Source organism: Niveibacterium sp. COAC-50 (assembly GCF_013184235.1).
GTDB classification, from domain to species: domain Bacteria; phylum Pseudomonadota; class Gammaproteobacteria; order Burkholderiales; family Rhodocyclaceae; genus Niveibacterium; species Niveibacterium microcysteis.
This window is the reverse complement of record NZ_JABCJM010000001.1, coordinates 679,584-696,003: the sequence shown is the minus strand read 5'-3', so window position 1 is coordinate 696,003 and position 16,420 is coordinate 679,584. Positions and strand designations below refer to the sequence as shown.

The window sequence follows — 16,420 nt, the reverse complement described above, 5'->3', positions numbered from 1 at the left end:
GCCCCCCGGTGAATGGATCATGTCTGGCAAAGGCAAAGATGAACCCAGCCCGAGGTCTATCGGCGATTTCGCGGCGAACTTTACCGTGCGTCTGTCATGAGGGAGGCGGGCTGGCCATCCGCGCCGGCATCAAGGCCAGGGCCCCCGCGGGTGCCGTGCCGCGGGGGGAGTGATTCAACGTCGGCACGCCGCTATTCGGAAATCCTGACAGTGCGCAAGGACGGGTCGGCGCTGATCTGCGCTTCGGTGTAGGGCAGCTTGGCCCACAAGCGCTGCGCGTAAAGCTCGGTCAGATCCGCATAGTGATCGGACGACGCATGGGTGGATTGCGAATAGGTCAGCATGCCCTCGGCCACCGGGCCATTGTCGTCGAAGGTCACGAACTGCATGTAGCTGTTGCCGTAGGCCGGGTCGCCGTACTTGCCGCCGGCGGGTTGGCCGCGCCAGTTGTTGAAGGTGTAGCGCCCACCGGGAATGACCAGCGGCTTGCCATTGCGCGTGACGATCTGACGCGCACCCGGCGTTTCGTCGAGGGCAAAGCCGAGTGTGCCGAAGTAGGCCACGGTGTCGGCAAGCTTGTCGTAGGCCGTGGTGCTCGCGGTGTTGAATCCGCTCGGCGTGTTCAGCGGGTCGGCCGGGTCGTAGGGCACGCGCCACAGCGACGCATCCTTCATTTCGCCCATGCGCGCATAGAACTCTCGGAACAACAGCGCGCCCTTGGCGTCGAGCTGTTCCTTGCGGTTCCAGTCGCGCAGCACGGTGCAGGCCGCCGCAAGATCGCTGCGCGCGCTGGCGAGGCAAGCGGTCACGAACTCACCCAGCCAACGTTCGGGTTTGTAGAAGCGCCCGGCCTTGTACACCTCCTGCAGCGAAGCCAGCGTGAACAACGTGCCCGGCAGGCCATCAACACCCGAAACGCGATCGACGATCTGCGCGATTCCGGCGCGCGTGCGTTCCCCTTGCTCTACGCCCTCGGCGGCGGGCCCGGTTGCGATGATCTTCGGAAAGCCTGACAGGCGCACATTCTGGTTCGGCCACCAATGGCTATCGTTGGCGTTCATCGCGTAATCGGTGCGCAACACATAGGGGCGCTGGGCGCTCGGCAGATGACCGTTCCAGTTGCAGGCGGGGTCCTGGCCATTCAGCACGACCACCCCTTGCTGCGCCAACACCGCTTGCGGCAACCCGGCCGATACGCAACTGGCGAGCTGCGTATCGGTCACGTTGGCCGCCACCGAATAGTTGGCGTACAGCGCATTGCCGTCCCTGTCGGCCGCGATGGTGTTGACCCAGGGCATCTCGCTGTAGAACGCCAGCGCCTCACGCAACGATGCCGCGCTGGTCGCCTTTCCGTTGCGCAGCACCTGATCGAGCAGGTGATCGTTCGTCCGGTTTGCGTCCTTCAGCGCATACGCAGTTGAGGCCGTCCAGGCAAACACGCTGTCCGCCGTGAGCGGCCCATATTCGGTCGAGTACAGGGTGCGTTCGCGGGTCTGGATCGTGCCGTCGGGCTGCAGCGCCTGCACCTGCAACGGCGTGGCCGTCATCGGTCGCGATTCTTCGCCGACCATGTAGCGTTTCGGGTCCGCGGGATCCAGCTTGAGCCGGAACAGCGTGAAGCGCTGATCGGTCGAGAAGGTGTGCGTCCAGGCCACATCCTTGTTGAACCCGATCAGGGGCAGCGGCGCGCCGAGCAAGGTTGCACCGTACACGTCGTACTGCCCGGGCACGGTCAGGTGCAACTGGTGCAGACGCAGCACACCCCACCAAGGAAAGTGCGGGTTGCCCAACACCATGCCACGGCCCGACGCGGTGACCTCGCGCCCCAAACCGTAGCCGTTGGACCCGATGCCGCCATCCTGGAATACACGCAGCGCTTCGAGCATTTCAGACTGCTGCGGAGTGGTCGTGGCGCGCGCCAGCGCCACATGGGGCGAGGCCGGTGGCTGCGCGCCGGCAATCTGGCTGATGAACGCCAGTGAGCTGCCGGTCAGCGCAATCTGATGGATGCGCAAGTAAGCGTCCGACTCTGTGATCGGCTGCACCCAGGCCGCGTTGCGGCACTCAGGCGGCAACGCGTCGGGGCCGGTATCGCGCAGATATCGGTTGTAGCCTGCGACGAAGCCTGCCACCAGGTCGCGCACATCCGCGCTGCTGGCCGCCTTCAACCGCGACGCAATGTCCGGCGTCATGTAGGACTTGTAGAAGAAGTCCGACTCCAGGTTGCTGACCAGCCCGCCCAATTGCCCGAGGTAGGTGATCGCCTTGCCACTGGCATCGCGCTCACCAAAGTAGCGCGCCCGCTCGCCATGAAGCGTGACCAGCTCCTGCGCGAACAGGCATACATGGTCGGTTGCAAAGGCGAAACCATAGCCGTAGCCGGCACCCTTGAAGTCCGCGGCCCGGACGTGTGGCACGCCGTAAGCGGTGTAGCGGATCTCGGCCGCATAGGTCGGCGCCGGCTCCATCGTAACTGGGGCCGAATCCTTCGAGCCACATGCTGCGAGCGCGGCGATGGCACCGCCGGCAAACAACAGCTTCTGCACGACTCCACCGCGCAGCCATGCCATCCTGCTTTGCATTGAGTGTCCTCCTGTGTGTGCCCGACCCGGCGCCGGCCGACCGATTATGCATTTCGCATACTTCGCATGATTGTCTTTCCGCGATCACTCAAGTGGCCTGCCGCGCGTTCATCGACACCTGCCTGCGCGGTGTTATGCTGCGGCCCGTCAAATGGGATATCCGCCCATTTCCACGGAGTTGCGCAGCGCGATCCGCCACATACGGCATGGGTCCCTCGCTCAGACTCAGCGTAGATTGCGCGGACAGATCCCGCCCTCAAGTCCGGCCCACCAGGGCCGAAAATATTCTCAGGATCGCGTATCGGCGATCACGGCCACAGAGCGCGCAGACGCATGCCTCCGGAACACATCGATGTGCTGACCGGCTTTCTCGACCGCGCGGGTTGCATCGCCACGGTGACGGCGATCGTCGATAGCCAGCCGAGCTCGGCCAACGCACTGGCGGTGATCTGGCTCGATCTGGATCGCTTCAAGCTGGTCAATGAATCATTCGGCCACCTCGGCGGCGACGCGGTGCTGGCACGCATGGCCGGGCGGCTTGCCGAGCGCCTGGCCGGGCGAGCGGAACCCTGTCGCATGGGCGGGGACGAATTTGTCTTCCTCGCGCGAAGCACCGACGCCGCTGCGGCGCAACGCATCGCCGCGGATCTGTTGAGCTGCGTGAAGACGCCGCTGGAAGTCGGCAACATCCGCCTCTACCCCACCGGCAGCATCGGCATCGCGGTACTCGAAAGCGGCGAAGACGCGGTCAGCGTGCTTGAGCGTGCCGACCGCGCGATGGTGGAAGCCAAGCGCCTCGGTGGCGACCGTACCGTCGTTTCTGGCGACGAGCGGGTCGCTGGGCGGCTCGGCGTGCTGCTCGCACGCGAAGAACTGGCCGTCGAAAACAAGCTGCACATGGCGCTGGAAAGCGGCGGCCTGGCGTTGCACTACCAGCCGATCATCGCGCTCGACGGTTCGATCCACGCGGTTGAAGCGCTGATGCGCTGCACCGCCGAAGGCGAATCGGTGTCTCCGGTGCGTTTCATCCCGGTGGCAGAGAAAACCGGACTGGTCGTCCGGCTGGGCGAATGGAGCATGCTGCACGGCGCGATGTACGCGCACCGCCTTGCCGCACTCGGGCTGAGCACCAAGGTCGCGATCAACGTATCCCGTGCTCAGCTCACCGCGCCGAAGTTCTCGCAGGCACTCCACGCCGCGCTGCTTTGCAGCGACGCACCGCCGGAGCTGATTGAGCTGGAGCTGACCGAGTCGCTGTTCATGGACGTCTCGGACGTCGTGCAGAGCAACCTGATGGCGGCAAAGATGGCCGGCATCTCGCTGGCGATCGACGATTTCGGCACCGGCTACTCGTGCCTGGCCAATCTCAAGGACATTCCGGCCAGCAAGCTCAAGATCGACCGCGCCTTCATCAAGGTGCTGCCCCACGACCTGCGGGCGCTTGCGATCGTGCGGGCAATCACCAATATGGCGCGCGAACTGGGCATGACGGTGGTGGCCGAAGGCGTGGAAACGGAAGAGCAACGGGCGGCGTTGGTGGATGTCGGGGTCGATGCGATCCAGGGCTTCCTGCATGCGCGGCCCATGGACGGCGAGGCGCTCATCGCCTGGCTGCAACAAAGGACAGCGGAATGACCCCGGACCAGACCGCAGCCATCGATGGCGTACTCGGCGACGCAATTCGCGACATCGGCATCCCGCCGCGCCCGATGATCCTCGACAGCATCGGCGCCGAGATGTTGAAGGAGACGCCAGACTTCCATCGCCTCGCGAGCCTGATCTCGAGCGACGTCAGCCTCGCAGCGGGGTTGATGAAGACGGCCAACTCGCCCTACTTCGGTTTCCGGTTCCGTGCCCGCACCGTGTCGCAGGCGCTGATGATGCTGGGCCTCGATGTATCGAGCCGCGCCGTGGCGGGCCTGATACTGCGCAAGGTCTTCGTATCGGTGCCCGCGCTGGAACGCTTCTGGGACGCGTCGGCACGCATCGCCATGGTATCCGGCTGGCTTGCGCAGGAACTCGGCCCACGCAACGGCATCCGCGCCGAAGAGGCCTACACCTTCGGCCTGTTCCGCGACTGCGGCATCCCGGTGTTGATGCGCAAATTCAGCGACTACGGTGTAACGCTGAAGATCGCCAACGAAACATCAGATCAACGCTTCACCGACGTCGAGGACACCCGCCACCCGACCAACCACGCGATGGTCGGCTGCCTGCTTGCGCAAAGCTGGTGGATGCCGGAAGAAACCTGCCTCGCGATCCGGCATCACCACGATGCCTTCGCGCTGACCGCCCATCAGGGCGGCCTGCCCGCCTCGGCACAGCGTTTGATTGCAATGGTGCAACTGGCGGAGTTCCTGTTCCAGACCGCAACCGGCCTCAGCGCCACACGCGAGTGGGACAAGCTCGGCGACGCCTGCCTGCGGCTGCTGGATGTTTCGCCGGACGGCCTCGCCACACTGACCAGCGGCACGCGCGAGGTGCTGGCGCACGCGGACGCCTGAAAAAGCCGGCCGCGCCCGCGTTACCCGGCTCGGTCAGAACACGCCAAGCCCCTTCAGCATCACCAGTACGATCAGCAGCGGCGATACGAAACGCACCAGCACGAACAGCCCGCGCGCGACACCGCCGTTCGCCAGCACGCCACGGTTGCTCAATTCGGCCAGCCATTCCGCGCGGCCCCAGGACGTACCGACAAACAGCGCGATCAGAATGCCGCCAAGCGGCAGCAGGATGTTCGACGACACATAGTCGAACAGATCGAAGGCATTCAAACCGAACAGCTTCCAATCGGCCGTCAGGCTGCCCGACAGCGCGGCGAGCGAGCCGAGCGCACCGATCGCGCCGATGCTGATCAGCGTGGCTTGCCAGCGGCGCAGCCGGAACCGCTCGGCCAGCACCGCAACCGGCACCTCGACCAGTGACAGCATCGCGCCAAGCGCAGCGAACGCGGTCAGCACGAAGAAGGCAAGCATGAAGAAGGCGCCACCCGGCATGCTTGCGAATACCGCCGGGATTGTAATGAACACCAGCGATGGCCCTGCCTCGGGCTTGAAACCGAATGCGAATACCGCCGGGAAGATCGCGATGCCGGCCAGCATCGATACCGTCAGGTCGGCCAGCATCACGCGGGCTGCGGTAAGCGGCACATTCTGCTCGGCGCGGAAGTAGCTGCCATACGTAACCATCGTGCCCATGCCGACCGAAAGCTTGAAGAACGCGAGGCCCACGGCCACCAGCACCACTGCCGGCGTGATCTTCGAGAAATCGGGTTTGAATAGGAACGCGAGCCCTTCGCTCGCGCCGGGCAGCATCAGCCCGCGAATGCCGATCACCACCAGCAGCAGGAACAGGATCGGCATCAGCCGCTTCGTCACCGCCTCGATGCCACGTGATACCCCGAGCGAAATGATCACGCCGACCAGTACCAGCACCGCCCACTGCCACAGCAAGGCGCTCGCCGGGTCACTGACGAGCCCGCCGAAGGCAGCCGACAATGTGGCCGGATCGGTGCTCAACAAGCCGCCCGCTGCAGCCTTTGCCACGTAGGCGAAGACCCAACCGGCCACTTCGCTATAGAAGGCCATGATCAACAGCGCCGCGATCACGCCGAGCACACCGATCAGGCCCCAGTGCTGGGTCGGCCGCAAACGCTGAAACGCGCTCACCGCGTCGCCGCGCGCTGCGCGGCCGATCGAAATCTCCGCAATCATCACCGGCAAGCCGACAAGCAGCGTCGCGAGCAGGTAGACCAGCAGGAAACCCGCGCCGCCGTTGGCACCGGTCAGGTACGGGAACTTCCAGATATTGCCGAGGCCGACGGCCGAGCCAAGGGTTGCGGCGAGTACGCCGAAGGTGGAACTGAAACCGTCACGGGAAGAGGACATGTCAGGCTGAACGCCGGAAGGCGGTAGCAATGCAGAGCGAGTCAGGCTAACACCGCACGCCCGGTGGCGGATTGATCCAGCGCGGATCCGGCGGCGGCGGGCCACGCAGCCCGCTGGGGCGGCGCGGCCTTGCCGTGCCCTCAGCGCGCGGCGCCGCGCGCTTCGTCGCGCAGGCTGCGACGCAGGATCTTGCCGACGTTGGTCTTCGGCAGTTCCTCACGGAACTCGACCTGGCTTGGCACCTTGTAGCCGGTGAGCCGCTCGCGGCAGAAGGCGATCAGCGCGCGATCGGTCAAACCACCATGCCGCGCCACGACGAAGATCTTCACCGCCTCGCCGGACTTCTCGTCGGGCACGCCAACGGCGGCCACCTCCAGCACATCGGGGTGGGCCGCAACCACATCCTCGATCTCGTTCGGATACACGTTGAAGCCGGACACCAGAATCATGTCCTTCTTGCGGTCGACGATGCGGAAGAAGCCCTTCTCGTCGGCGACCGCCACGTCGCCGGTACAGAAGAAGCCATCGGAGGTCATCACCTTCCTGGTTTCTTCCGGCCGCTGCCAGTAGCCGGCCATCACCTGCGGGCCGCGCACGCAGAGTTCGCCCGGCTGACCGAGCGGCACTTCCTGGCCCGCGTCGTCGCGTATCGAGACTTCGGTCGAGGGTACCGGCAGGCCGATCGTGCCGTTGTATGCCGGCAGATCAAGCGGGTTGATCGTGACGGCGGGCGACGTCTCGGTGAGCCCGTACGCCTCCAGCAAGGGCTTGCCCGTCAGCTTCTGCCAGCGCTCAGCAACCGCCCGTTGCACCGCCATGCCACCGCCCAGCGTGAGCTTGAGCGAAGAGAAGTCCAGATCGCGGAAGTCGTCGTTATTCAGCAGCGCGTTGAAGAGCGTGTTCACCCCGGTGATCGCGGTGAACCGATAGCGCGAAAGTTCTTGCACGAAGCCCGGAATGTCCCTCGGATTGGTGATCAGCAGGTTGGCCGCGCCGATCCGCATGAAGGTGAGGCAGTTCGCCGTCAGCGAGAAGATGTGATAGAGCGGCAGCGCGGTGACGATCAGTTCTTCGCCCTCCTTCACCCAGGGCGCCAGCCAGGTGTAGGCCTGCTGCAGGTTCGCCACGATGTTGCCGTGCGTGAGGATGGCCCCCTTCGACACCCCGGTGGTGCCGCCGGTGTATTGCAGGAAGGCGATGTCGTCGCGCGTGCGGGAGACCGGCTGGAAGCCCGTCTCCATGCCGCGGCGCAGCGCCGGCTTGATCCGCACCGCACCGGGGATGAACCAGTGCGGCACCATCTTCTTCACATACTTGAGCGCCAGGTTGACGATGCCACCCTTGAGCCCCGGGAAGAGATCGCCCAAGCCTGTCACGATCACCTTCTCGACCGCGGTACCGGCAATCGCCTCCTGCACCGTGTGCGCGAAATTCTCCAGCACGACGATCGTGCGTGCGCCGGAATCCTTCAACTGGTGGTGCAGCTCCCGCACGGTGTAGAGCGGGTTGCAATTGACGACCACGCCCCCCGCGCGCAGCGTGCCGAATACCGCCACCGGATACTGCAGGCAGTTGGGCATCATCACCGCAACGCGGTCCCCCGGCATCAGGCCCAGTTCGCCTTGCTGGTAGCCCGCGAACGATCGCGTTAGCAGATCGAGTTCGCGGTAGCTCATCCGCACGCCCATGTTGATGTAGGCGATCTTGTCGGCGAAGCGCACGGCGCTCTGTTCGAAGACCTCGACGACCGATGCGTAGGCATCGAGATCAACCTGTGCCGGCACCCCCGCCGGATAGCTCTTCAGCCAGATCGGCTCCATATCCCCTCCTCCTTTTTGCGTCTGCTTTTTTGTTCGGGAGCCCGCTTGGCAGCGCGCCCCCGTTTAGCGCACACTCCCGCCCCACCATGAGCGACATCCATATCCGGCGCACCCATACCCTCACGCCCGAACAAGCCCGGGCGGCGGCCGAACGCGTCGCGGCCGACCTGAGGGAAAAACATCAACTCGATTTCGAATGGCAGGGCGATACCCTGGTATTCGAGCGCTCCGGCGTATCCGGCCAGCTCGAACTCGACGGCGATGCGGTCGAGATCCGCATGAAGCTCGGCTTCTTGCTCGCGATGTTCCGCGGCGCATTCGAGGCCGAGATCCACAAGTTCTTCGACGAAGAGTTCGGCTCCGCCTGAACGTGAAAACGGCGGCCCCCGCCGCCGTTCCACTGTCAGCCCTTCAGCGCCTTCACCAGCGCGATGTACTGATTCATCGCCTCGTCGCTGGCGGTGCCCTTGAGCGCCGCCCACGCATCGAACTTCGCACGCCCCACCGGATCGGTAAAACCAGGGCGCTTCCCCTCGCAGTCCCCTTCGCTCGCCTGCTTGAAGAGCGAATAGAGCTTGAGCAGCGTCGCGTTGTCCGGGCGCTCCGTGAGCGTCTTGGAATCGGCCACGGCTGCTTCGAATAGCGCCTTCAGGTCGCTCATTGCGGTCTCCTTGAATTGTCGGATGCGTGATCAATACCGGGCGACGCCAGCGCGCCGCAGCCGTATTATTGCGCCCAAATACACCAAGGAGGAATCGATGGCGCGCGAGAAGATGTCGAGTATCGACACGGCGTGGCTGCGGATGGACCGGCCGAGCAACCTGATGCAGATCCTGGGCGTGATGGTTTTCGACAAGCCTCTCGATCTGGAGCGCCTGCGCAAGACCCTGCAGATCCGCATGGTCGATCGCTACCCCCGCTTCCGCCAGCGCGTCACGTCGTCCCTCACCTCCACCTACTGGGAAGACGACGCGGAGTTCGACATCCGCAACCACGTGCGCCCGGTTGCCTTGCCGGGCATCGGTGACCTTGAAGCGCTCAAGGCGCACGTCGCCGATCTGGCGAGCGAGCCACTCAACCCGAATCGCCCGCTGTGGGAAATGCAGGTCATCTCGACGCCCAGCGGCGTCAATGCGATGGCGGTGCGCATCCACCACTGCATCGCCGACGGCATCGCGCTGATCGGCGTGATCCTGTCGCTGACCGACGAACACCCGGATGCACCGATCGGCTTGCCACATCCGCCGAAGCCGAAGGCGCACATCGAGCCCGAGGATGAAGACCAGTTCTGGTGGAAGGTCTTCAGCCCGGCCACCGAGGCGTGGCTCAATTCACTCGCGGTCGGCAGCAAGCTCTGGTTTGGCTACCTCGATCTACTGATGAACCCGGGCAAGGCGGTCAGCCACGCACGCATGGGTGCCGCATTTGCCAGCGAGCTGGCCAAGCTCGCGATGATGCCGGACGACTCGCACACCCGCTTCAAGGGCAAGGCTGGCATCGCGAAAGCGGTTGCATGGTCAGACCCGCTGCCGCTACCCACGATCAAGGCGGTCGGCAAAGTCCTCGGCTGTTCGATCAACGACCTGCTGCTGGCATCGGTGGCCGGCGCGCTGCGCAGCTACCTGCAGGAAAAAGGGGACCCGGTGGATGGCATCGAGATACGCGCCATGGTGCCGGTCAACCTGCGGCCAGCCGGCCAGGCCGCCAAGCTCGGCAATCATTTCGGCCTGGTCGCGCTGGAGTTGCCGGTTGGTCTTGAGAACCCGCTCGAGCGCCTCTACGAGACCCGCCAACGGATGGCCGCGCTGAAGCATTCCTACCAGGCTGCGGTTGCCTTTGCCCTGCTTGGCGTGGCCGGCATGGCGCCGAAGATTGTGCAGCAGGAAGCACTCGACCTGCTCGCGAACAAGGCGAGCGCCGTGATGACCAATGTGCCTGGCCCGCAGAACCCGCTGTTCCTGGCCGGCGTGAACATCTCACAGCTGATGGTGTGGGTGCCGCAGAGCGGCAACATCGGCATGGGCGTGAGCATCCTGTCGTACAACGGGAACGTGCAGTTCGGCCTGATCACGGATCACAAGCACTGCCCGGATCCGGAGCACATCATCAGCCGCTTCGCCGGCGAGTTCGAGAAACTGATGTGGCTGGTGCTGATGGAGCCGTGGGACCGCCTGAGCGACCCGCAAGACGTCGAGCAGCACATCAAGGCCGAACTGGGCGAGAACTGAGGCGCTGCGTCAGCAACACCCACTCAGTCGCACAGCATCGGCACCAGAATCGAACTGCGGATCCCCTGACCCGGGGCGCTGAGCAGCACCTGAGTCGGTAACTCCTTGAAGCAGACGGCGCCAGCCTCGGTGGCGATACGCCAGCTCATGGCGCCATTCGCGTCCACCCAGTTGGACTCCTCGTGAAACGGCATCGGGCGACCGAAGCGCTTTTCCAGTGCCGCAGCGACGGCATCGCGCGGTGCCTCGCGGCGCTCACCCCTCTGGAAACGCGCGGGATCGAGCGTGTGTTCCTGCCGCGACATCTCGCGCAGCACCCGGCCCAGATCGGCCTTGGCGTCGTCCGCCATGTCACGGCCGCTGCGCGGCTCGGCGATTGGCGTGGCCTCAACCGTCGCCGTCGGCGTGTCCGCTGCCGCCTCCGGGCGCCGCACCAACCTGCGTTCGGATGCGTGCGAGGACAAGATCGATCGTTCAGCCGAAACCGCCGCAGACGGTGTCGTCACCACTACCTCTTCACGGGCGGGCGCTGGTCGCAGATGCGCCTGGAAGCGCACGGTGCCCGGCGCGCCGCCGGGCCGATAGGCCAGCACCGCCATACCATGCGCAATCAGCGATAGGGTCAGCGCCCATGCCAGGCGCTGCCCCACGCGCGGGTCGGGAAGTTCAGGCGATGATGCCGCCACCCAGGCAGACTCGCGATTCGTAGACCACCACCGACTGGCCCGGCGTGAGCGCCCACTGCGGCGCTGCAAACGCGATTTCACAGCGTTCGGCGTCGATCGCCTCGATCTCGCAGGGCGCGTCCGGCGTGCGATAGCGCGGCTTGGCGGTATAGACCCAGTGCGTGCGGGGCGCATCGCCCGAGATCCAGTTCAGATCAATCGCCTGCAGACGTTCCTTCAGTAGCGCCGGGTGATCATGCCCCTGCACGACGTAGAGCACGTTCTTCTTAACGTCCTTCACCGCGGCGTACCAGGCGTCATGCTCTCCCGCCACATCGTTGCCCTTGATGCCGCCGATATGCAGGCCCTTGCGCTGGCCGATCGTGTGGTACATCAACCCTTGGTGTTCGCCGATCACCTTGTCGCCATCCAGCGTGCGGATCTCGCCCGGCTTGGTCGGCAGGTAGCGCATCAGGAATTCGCGGAACGGACGCTCGCCGATGAAGCAGATGCCGGTCGAATCCTTCTTGTCGAAGACATGCAGCCCGGCCTGCTCGGCAATCTGGCGCACCTCCCGCTTGTACAGGTGCCCCAGCGGGAACAGCGTCTTCGACAGCTGCGCCTGGTTCAGTCGGTAGAGGAAGTAGCTCTGATCCTTGGTGCCGTCTTCTGCCTTCATCAGTTGATGGCGCGTCACGCCATCGTTGTGCCATTCGCGCACCTGGGCATAGTGGCCAGTCGCGATCTTGTCGGCGCCAAGTTGTATCGCGTGATCGAGGAAGGCCTTGAACTTGATCTCGCTGTTGCACAGGATGTCCGGATTCGGCGTGCGGCCGGCCTCGTATTCGCGCAGGAAGTCGGCGAACACGCGGTCCTTGTATTCCTTGGAGAAGTTCACGACTTCGAGGTCGATACCGATGACGTCGCACACCGAGGCGACATCGACCAGATCCTGCCGTGTCGAGCAGTACTCGTCGTCATCGTCGTCTTCCCAGTTCTTCATGAACAGGCCGGTGACCTGATAGCCCTGCTGCTTGAGCAAGAGCGCCGCCACCGACGAATCCACACCGCCGGACATGCCGACCACCACCTTCATTCCGTTACCGCTCATGGCTTGTCTTCTTCAGTCGTAATGCCGGATCAGATCCAGCGGGTAGCGCCGGCCGGCCAGGTAATCATCGATACACCGCAGCACCAGCGGGCTACGATGCCGTTCAGGGCAGGCTGCCAGTTCGTCACGCGTCATCCACACCGCGCGCAGGATGCCCTTGTCGAGCACACGCCCTTCCTCGAAACCAGCGAGGTCTGCAGCAAACGCGAAACGGACGTAAGTGATCTCGCCGTCCGAGCGAGGCCACTGATAGACCCCCACCAGCGCCCTAGGCACGACGCGATGCGCAGTTTCTTCAAGTGCCTCGCGCGAGCATGCGGCAAGCAGCGACTCGCCTTCGTCCAGATGACCCGCGGGCTGATTCAGCCGCACGCCATCGATCGTTTCCTCTTCCACAAGCAGGAAGCGGCCTGCGTTTTCGACCACGGCAGCCACGGTGACATGCAGATTCCAGCCCATCTTCGGCTCCGGCGGGAAAACGCTCATTTTAGCGCGCACCGGGCCGGCTGCCGGAGTCAGGGCGGAATCGGCTAAAATCTCGCCTTTCGCCGGCTGCTGGCGATGCAACAACACAATTCCAAGGGGGAATGCTCATGTCGATGGCCGATCGTGACGGGTTCATCTGGTTCGACGGCAAGCTCGTGCCGTGGCGCGAAGCCACCACGCACGTGCTGACGCACTCGCTTCACTACGGCCTGTCGGTGTTTGAAGGCGTGCGCGCCTACAAGACCGATTCCGGCACCGCGATCTTCCGTTTGAAGGAACACACCGACCGCCTCTTCAACTCGGCACACATCTACATGATGAAAATGCCGTTCGACAAAGAGACGATCAACGAAGCACACAAGGAAGTCGTGCGCGCGAACAAGCTCGAGAGCTGCTACATGCGCCCGATCGCCTTCTACGGCTCAGAGAAGATGGGCATCTCGACGCGCGGCGCGACCGTGCATGTCGCCATCGCGGCCTGGCCGTGGGGCGCCTACCTCGGTGACGACGGCCTGGAGCGCGGTATCCGCGTGAAGACCGCTTCGTTCGCCCGCCACCATGTGAACGTGACGATGCCGCGCGCCAAGCTGGCCTCGACCTACGCCAACTCGATCCTCGCCAACCTCGAAGCCACCGGCGACGGTTACGACGAAGCCCTGCTGCTGGATACCGAAGGCTTCGTCGCTGAAGGCGCGGGCGAGAACGTGTTCATCATCAAGGATGGCGTGATCGTCGAACCGGAGATCGCCTCCGCGCTGACCGGCATTACCCGTTCCACGATCCACACGCTGGCCAAGGAACTCGGCTACACGATCGTCACCAAGCGCGTCACGCGCGACGACATCTACATCGCCGACGAAGCCTTCTTCACCGGCACCGCAGCCGAAGTCACGCCGATTCGCGAGCTGGACAACCGCACCATCGGCACCGGCTCGCGTGGCCCGATCACGGCCAAGATCCAGGCACGCTTCTTCGATCTGGTGAACGGCCGCCTGCCCGAGCACAAAGACTGGCTCGCTTACGTCTGAGAGGTTTGCGCCATGCCCGAGAATCAGGACAAGAACCAGCCCATCGCGGTCACCGCGAAAGATCTGCCGCTGCACTGCCCGATGCCGGACGCCCCGCTGTGGGCACGGCACCCGCGCGTGTTCCTCGATGTGCTGAAGACCGGTGACGCGGCGTGCCCGTACTGCGGTGCGAAGTACCACTTCACCGGCGAACGCCCGACCGGACACCACTGAGCCGACCCGGGTGGCAGCCGCCCCCGACACGCACAGCGGATCGGGGGCTTCGGCCCCCGTTTTCATTGCGAGCCCCATGACCCGGATTCTGATCGTCACCCCGAACTGGATCGGCGACTGCGTCGCGGCCCAGCCGCTGTTCATGCGCCTGGCCACCCGGCGCCCCGACGTCGTCATCGACGCGCTGGCGCCAGCCTGGGTGGCCCCGGCGCTGCAGGCGATGCCGGAAATCCGCAAGGTGATCCCGAATCCCTTCGGGCATGGTGCGTTTGATCCGGTCGGTCGATGGAAGCTCGCACGTTCGCTCGCCGGCCAGTACGACGAAGCCTACGTGCTGCCGAACTCGTGGAAATCCGCACTGATCCCGCTTTTCGCCGGCATTCCGGTTCGCGTCGGTTTCATCGGCGAAGCGCGCTACGGTGTGATCAACCGCGCCCACCGGCTCGACAAGCAAGCGCTACCGCTGCAGGTGGAACGCTATGCGCAACTGGCCGAAGTGCCTGGCACCGCACTCGAACGCCCGTTGCCGAATCCGCTTTTGCGGCGCGACGCAACGGCTGTAGCCGCCACTTTGACCAAACACGGTCTGGCCGCAGAACCGAAACCGGTTGTCTTCTGCCCCGGCGCCGAGTACGGCCCGGCGAAGCGCTGGCCGGAACGCCACTTCGCCGAACTGGCCCGCCGCCTCAAGGCCGAGGGGAATCCGGTGTGGATTCTCGGTTCGAAGAAGGACGCACCGGTCGCCGACGAAATCGTGCGCCTGTCGGGCGGCGCGGCGCTGAACCTGTGCGGCAACACTTCGCTTGCTGACGCGATCGACCTGATCGCCCACGCACGCTTCGTCGTCACCAACGATTCCGGCCTGATGCACGTGGCCGCCGCGCTGGGCACGCCACTGGTGGCGCTGTTCGGCTCGACGAGTGCGAACTACACGCCGCCGCTGTCAGACCGCGCGGCGGTGATCTGGCTCAAGCTGCCCTGCAGCCCCTGCTTCAAACGCGAGTGCCCGCTGGGGCACCTCGACTGCCTCAACAAGATCACGCCCGAGATGGTCGAAGCGCAAGCGCGCGACCTGCTGACCCAAGGAGGCCCCCGATGAAACCCGTTTTCCACGCGAGCGTCGAAGACGCCGAGGCGGCGTTCTACGACGCGTTCAACCGTTGCGACCTCGAAGCGCTGATGGCGCTGTGGTCCGAAGGCGATGAAGTCGTCTGCATCCACCCGGGCGGCGCGCGCCTCGTCGGCCTGCACGCAATCCGCGAGGCCTGGAAGCAACTCTTTGAAAGTGGCCTGCGTCTGCGCCTGCGGGTGCACCACGGCGTCTTCCATTCCAGCCCGATGCTCGCGGTGCGCAGCGTGTTGCAGCATGTCGTCGTGGAAGGCGAGGACGGCATTCCGCCGCCGATCATCGCCACCAACGTGTATGTGCGCGGCCCATTCGGCTGGCGCATCGCGATGCATCACGCCTCGCCGTCGCCAGAAAACACCAGCGGCTATCAGGACGATACGCCGCGCATCGTCCACTGAGCCGCCGGGCGGCCCGCGCCCGCCTCAAGCGCCGGGCCCGCCAGCTTGCGTAGCCGGAACGCGCGCCACACAAACCACGCACCCGCCGCGGCGAACAGATGCTTGAGCGTGTGGCCGCTCACGCACTGCGTCAGATCGAGCACCGCGCCGTCAGCGACCTCCAGCAGTTTGGCGACGAGATAGCAGCCAACCGCCGCCAGCCACAGCCGCCGCTGCGACCACGCCAGCCCGGCACGCCACTGCAACAGCGGCGCGACGATCATCAAGCCAAGCTGCAGCGCGAGATAGGCGCGAAGGTCGCCGGGCGCCAGCCAGAGCGCATCGTTCGTCAACGCCACGCTGCCCGCGGCCAACAGCAGCAGCGTCGGCAACCAGCCCAAGGGCGGGCGCACGCTGGAGCACTCCTCCAGCACCGCCGCAAACAGCGCACCACAGGCCAGTGCGATCGGCAGTCGATCCCACACGATGCGCGCATCGTCCGGCTGCAGGTGATACCACCAGGAGCCCGCCGCCGTCAGCGCAATCGCAACGAAGAACGCGCGCATTGCCAGGCGAACCGGCGGCGTCAGCCAGCGGCCGGCACCAATGCCAAGCAGGCCAAGCGCACCTACCCAGAGAAAGGGCAGGTTCGACAGCACATCGGCCGCGCGCGGCAGCGCACCCCATGCGCGCTGGTCGGCAAACGCGTGGTAGTGTGCCGGGGTGTGGATCGGCCCCGCCAGCGCCAACACGAAAATGATCAAGAGGACCGCGCCAAGCGGTGCGTGGTGCCGAAAAACCTGCAGATTCATCATGCTCTCCATGAGACTTCGTGGGCGGCAGCCTGCGCTGCCGCGTTCAAACCGTCATCCGGCGCCGGTGCGGTGGCATCAT

Annotated in this window: 16 protein-coding genes; 8 read left to right on the top strand and 8 right to left on the bottom strand. The window is 65.0% G+C overall.

Annotation, left to right across the window (positions count from 1 at the left end):
• Positions 1 to 191: 191 nt before the first annotated feature.
• Positions 192 to 2,582: a penicillin acylase family protein gene (locus HH302_RS03160; protein WP_172198096.1), complete on the bottom strand. Its 2,391-nt coding sequence runs from the start codon at positions 2,580 to 2,582 to the stop codon at positions 192 to 194.
• A gap of 333 nt (positions 2,583 to 2,915) precedes the next feature.
• On the opposite strand from HH302_RS03160, the gene HH302_RS03155 reads away from it, so the two are divergent.
• Together HH302_RS03155 and HH302_RS03150 are read left to right on the top strand one after the other, a co-directional pair.
• Positions 2,916 to 4,217 (top strand): bifunctional diguanylate cyclase/phosphodiesterase, encoded by a 1,302-nt coding sequence (locus HH302_RS03155; RefSeq protein WP_172198093.1) that lies wholly within the window; start codon positions 2,916 to 2,918, stop codon positions 4,215 to 4,217.
• Positions 4,214 to 5,086, top strand: coding sequence for an HDOD domain-containing protein (locus tag HH302_RS03150; protein ID WP_172198090.1), 873 nt, complete (start codon positions 4,214 to 4,216; stop codon positions 5,084 to 5,086). The genes HH302_RS03155 and HH302_RS03150 overlap by 4 nt, the downstream gene beginning before the upstream one ends.
• Before the next feature lie 33 nt (positions 5,087 to 5,119).
• Here the strand turns inward: HH302_RS03150 and HH302_RS03145 are convergent, their stop codons facing one another.
• Complete coding sequence (locus HH302_RS03145; protein WP_172198086.1) at positions 5,120 to 6,469, bottom strand: sodium-dependent transporter; 1,350 nt, start codon at positions 6,467 to 6,469, stop codon at positions 5,120 to 5,122.
• Between the two features lie 140 nt (positions 6,470 to 6,609).
• Positions 6,610 to 8,289, bottom strand: a complete 1,680-nt coding sequence (locus HH302_RS03140) for an AMP-binding protein (protein WP_172198083.1) — start codon at positions 8,287 to 8,289, stop codon at positions 6,610 to 6,612.
• Positions 8,290 to 8,375: 86 nt separating this feature from the next.
• On the opposite strand from HH302_RS03140, the gene HH302_RS03135 reads away from it, so the two are divergent.
• Positions 8,376 to 8,657: a polyhydroxyalkanoic acid system family protein gene (locus HH302_RS03135; protein ID WP_172198080.1), complete on the top strand. Its 282-nt coding sequence runs from the start codon at positions 8,376 to 8,378 to the stop codon at positions 8,655 to 8,657.
• Positions 8,658 to 8,692: 35 nt separating this feature from the next.
• Here the strand turns inward: HH302_RS03135 and HH302_RS03130 are convergent, their stop codons facing one another.
• Positions 8,693 to 8,950 carry an acyl-CoA-binding protein gene (locus HH302_RS03130; RefSeq protein ID WP_172198077.1) on the bottom strand — a complete coding sequence of 86 codons (258 nt, stop codon included), beginning with the start codon at positions 8,948 to 8,950 and terminating at the stop codon, positions 8,693 to 8,695.
• A gap of 22 nt (positions 8,951 to 8,972) precedes the next feature.
• On the opposite strand from HH302_RS03130, the gene HH302_RS03125 reads away from it, so the two are divergent.
• On the top strand, positions 8,973 to 10,517 hold the full coding sequence (locus HH302_RS03125; RefSeq protein WP_206253506.1) for a wax ester/triacylglycerol synthase family O-acyltransferase: 1,545 nt from the start codon (positions 8,973 to 8,975) through the stop codon (positions 10,515 to 10,517).
• 23 nt (positions 10,518 to 10,540) lie between these two features.
• On the opposite strand, the gene HH302_RS03120 is transcribed toward HH302_RS03125, so the two are convergent.
• The 3 genes from HH302_RS03120 to HH302_RS03110 are packed head-to-tail and all read right to left on the bottom strand — an operon-like array spanning position 10,541 to position 12,779.
• Positions 10,541 to 11,167 (bottom strand): hypothetical protein, encoded by a 627-nt coding sequence (locus tag HH302_RS03120; RefSeq protein WP_172198074.1) that lies wholly within the window; start codon positions 11,165 to 11,167, stop codon positions 10,541 to 10,543.
• A gap of 16 nt (positions 11,168 to 11,183) precedes the next feature.
• The gene (gene mnmA / locus HH302_RS03115) at positions 11,184 to 12,278 is read right to left on the bottom strand and encodes a tRNA 2-thiouridine(34) synthase MnmA (protein ID WP_172200678.1); all 1,095 of its coding nucleotides are present in this window, start codon (positions 12,276 to 12,278) and stop codon (positions 11,184 to 11,186) included.
• 27 nt (positions 12,279 to 12,305) lie between these two features.
• Positions 12,306 to 12,779, bottom strand: coding sequence for an NUDIX hydrolase (locus tag HH302_RS03110; RefSeq protein ID WP_253945982.1), 474 nt, complete (start codon positions 12,777 to 12,779; stop codon positions 12,306 to 12,308).
• Positions 12,780 to 12,886: 107 nt separating this feature from the next.
• Here HH302_RS03110 and HH302_RS03105 point away from each other — a divergent pair, with 107 nt between their 5' ends.
• The 4 genes from HH302_RS03105 (at position 12,887) to HH302_RS03090 (ending at position 15,547) form a co-directional block, all read left to right on the top strand.
• The gene (locus HH302_RS03105; RefSeq protein ID WP_172198071.1) at positions 12,887 to 13,807 is read left to right on the top strand and encodes a branched-chain amino acid transaminase; all 921 of its coding nucleotides are present in this window, start codon (positions 12,887 to 12,889) and stop codon (positions 13,805 to 13,807) included.
• A gap of 12 nt (positions 13,808 to 13,819) precedes the next feature.
• On the top strand, positions 13,820 to 14,020 hold the full coding sequence (locus HH302_RS03100) for a zinc-finger domain-containing protein (protein WP_172198068.1): 201 nt from the start codon (positions 13,820 to 13,822) through the stop codon (positions 14,018 to 14,020).
• A gap of 76 nt (positions 14,021 to 14,096) precedes the next feature.
• A complete protein-coding gene (gene waaF, locus HH302_RS03095; RefSeq protein WP_172198065.1) occupies positions 14,097 to 15,119 on the top strand; it encodes a lipopolysaccharide heptosyltransferase II in 1,023 nt (340 codons plus the stop codon).
• Positions 15,116 to 15,547: a nuclear transport factor 2 family protein gene (locus HH302_RS03090; RefSeq protein WP_172198062.1), complete on the top strand. Its 432-nt coding sequence runs from the start codon at positions 15,116 to 15,118 to the stop codon at positions 15,545 to 15,547. The genes waaF and HH302_RS03090 overlap by 4 nt, the downstream gene beginning before the upstream one ends.
• Here HH302_RS03090 and HH302_RS03085 read toward each other — a convergent pair.
• Positions 15,517 to 16,338: a hypothetical protein gene (locus tag HH302_RS03085; RefSeq protein ID WP_172198059.1), complete on the bottom strand. Its 822-nt coding sequence runs from the start codon at positions 16,336 to 16,338 to the stop codon at positions 15,517 to 15,519. The genes HH302_RS03090 and HH302_RS03085 overlap by 31 nt on opposite strands.
• Between the last annotated feature and the right edge of the window lie 82 nt (positions 16,339 to 16,420).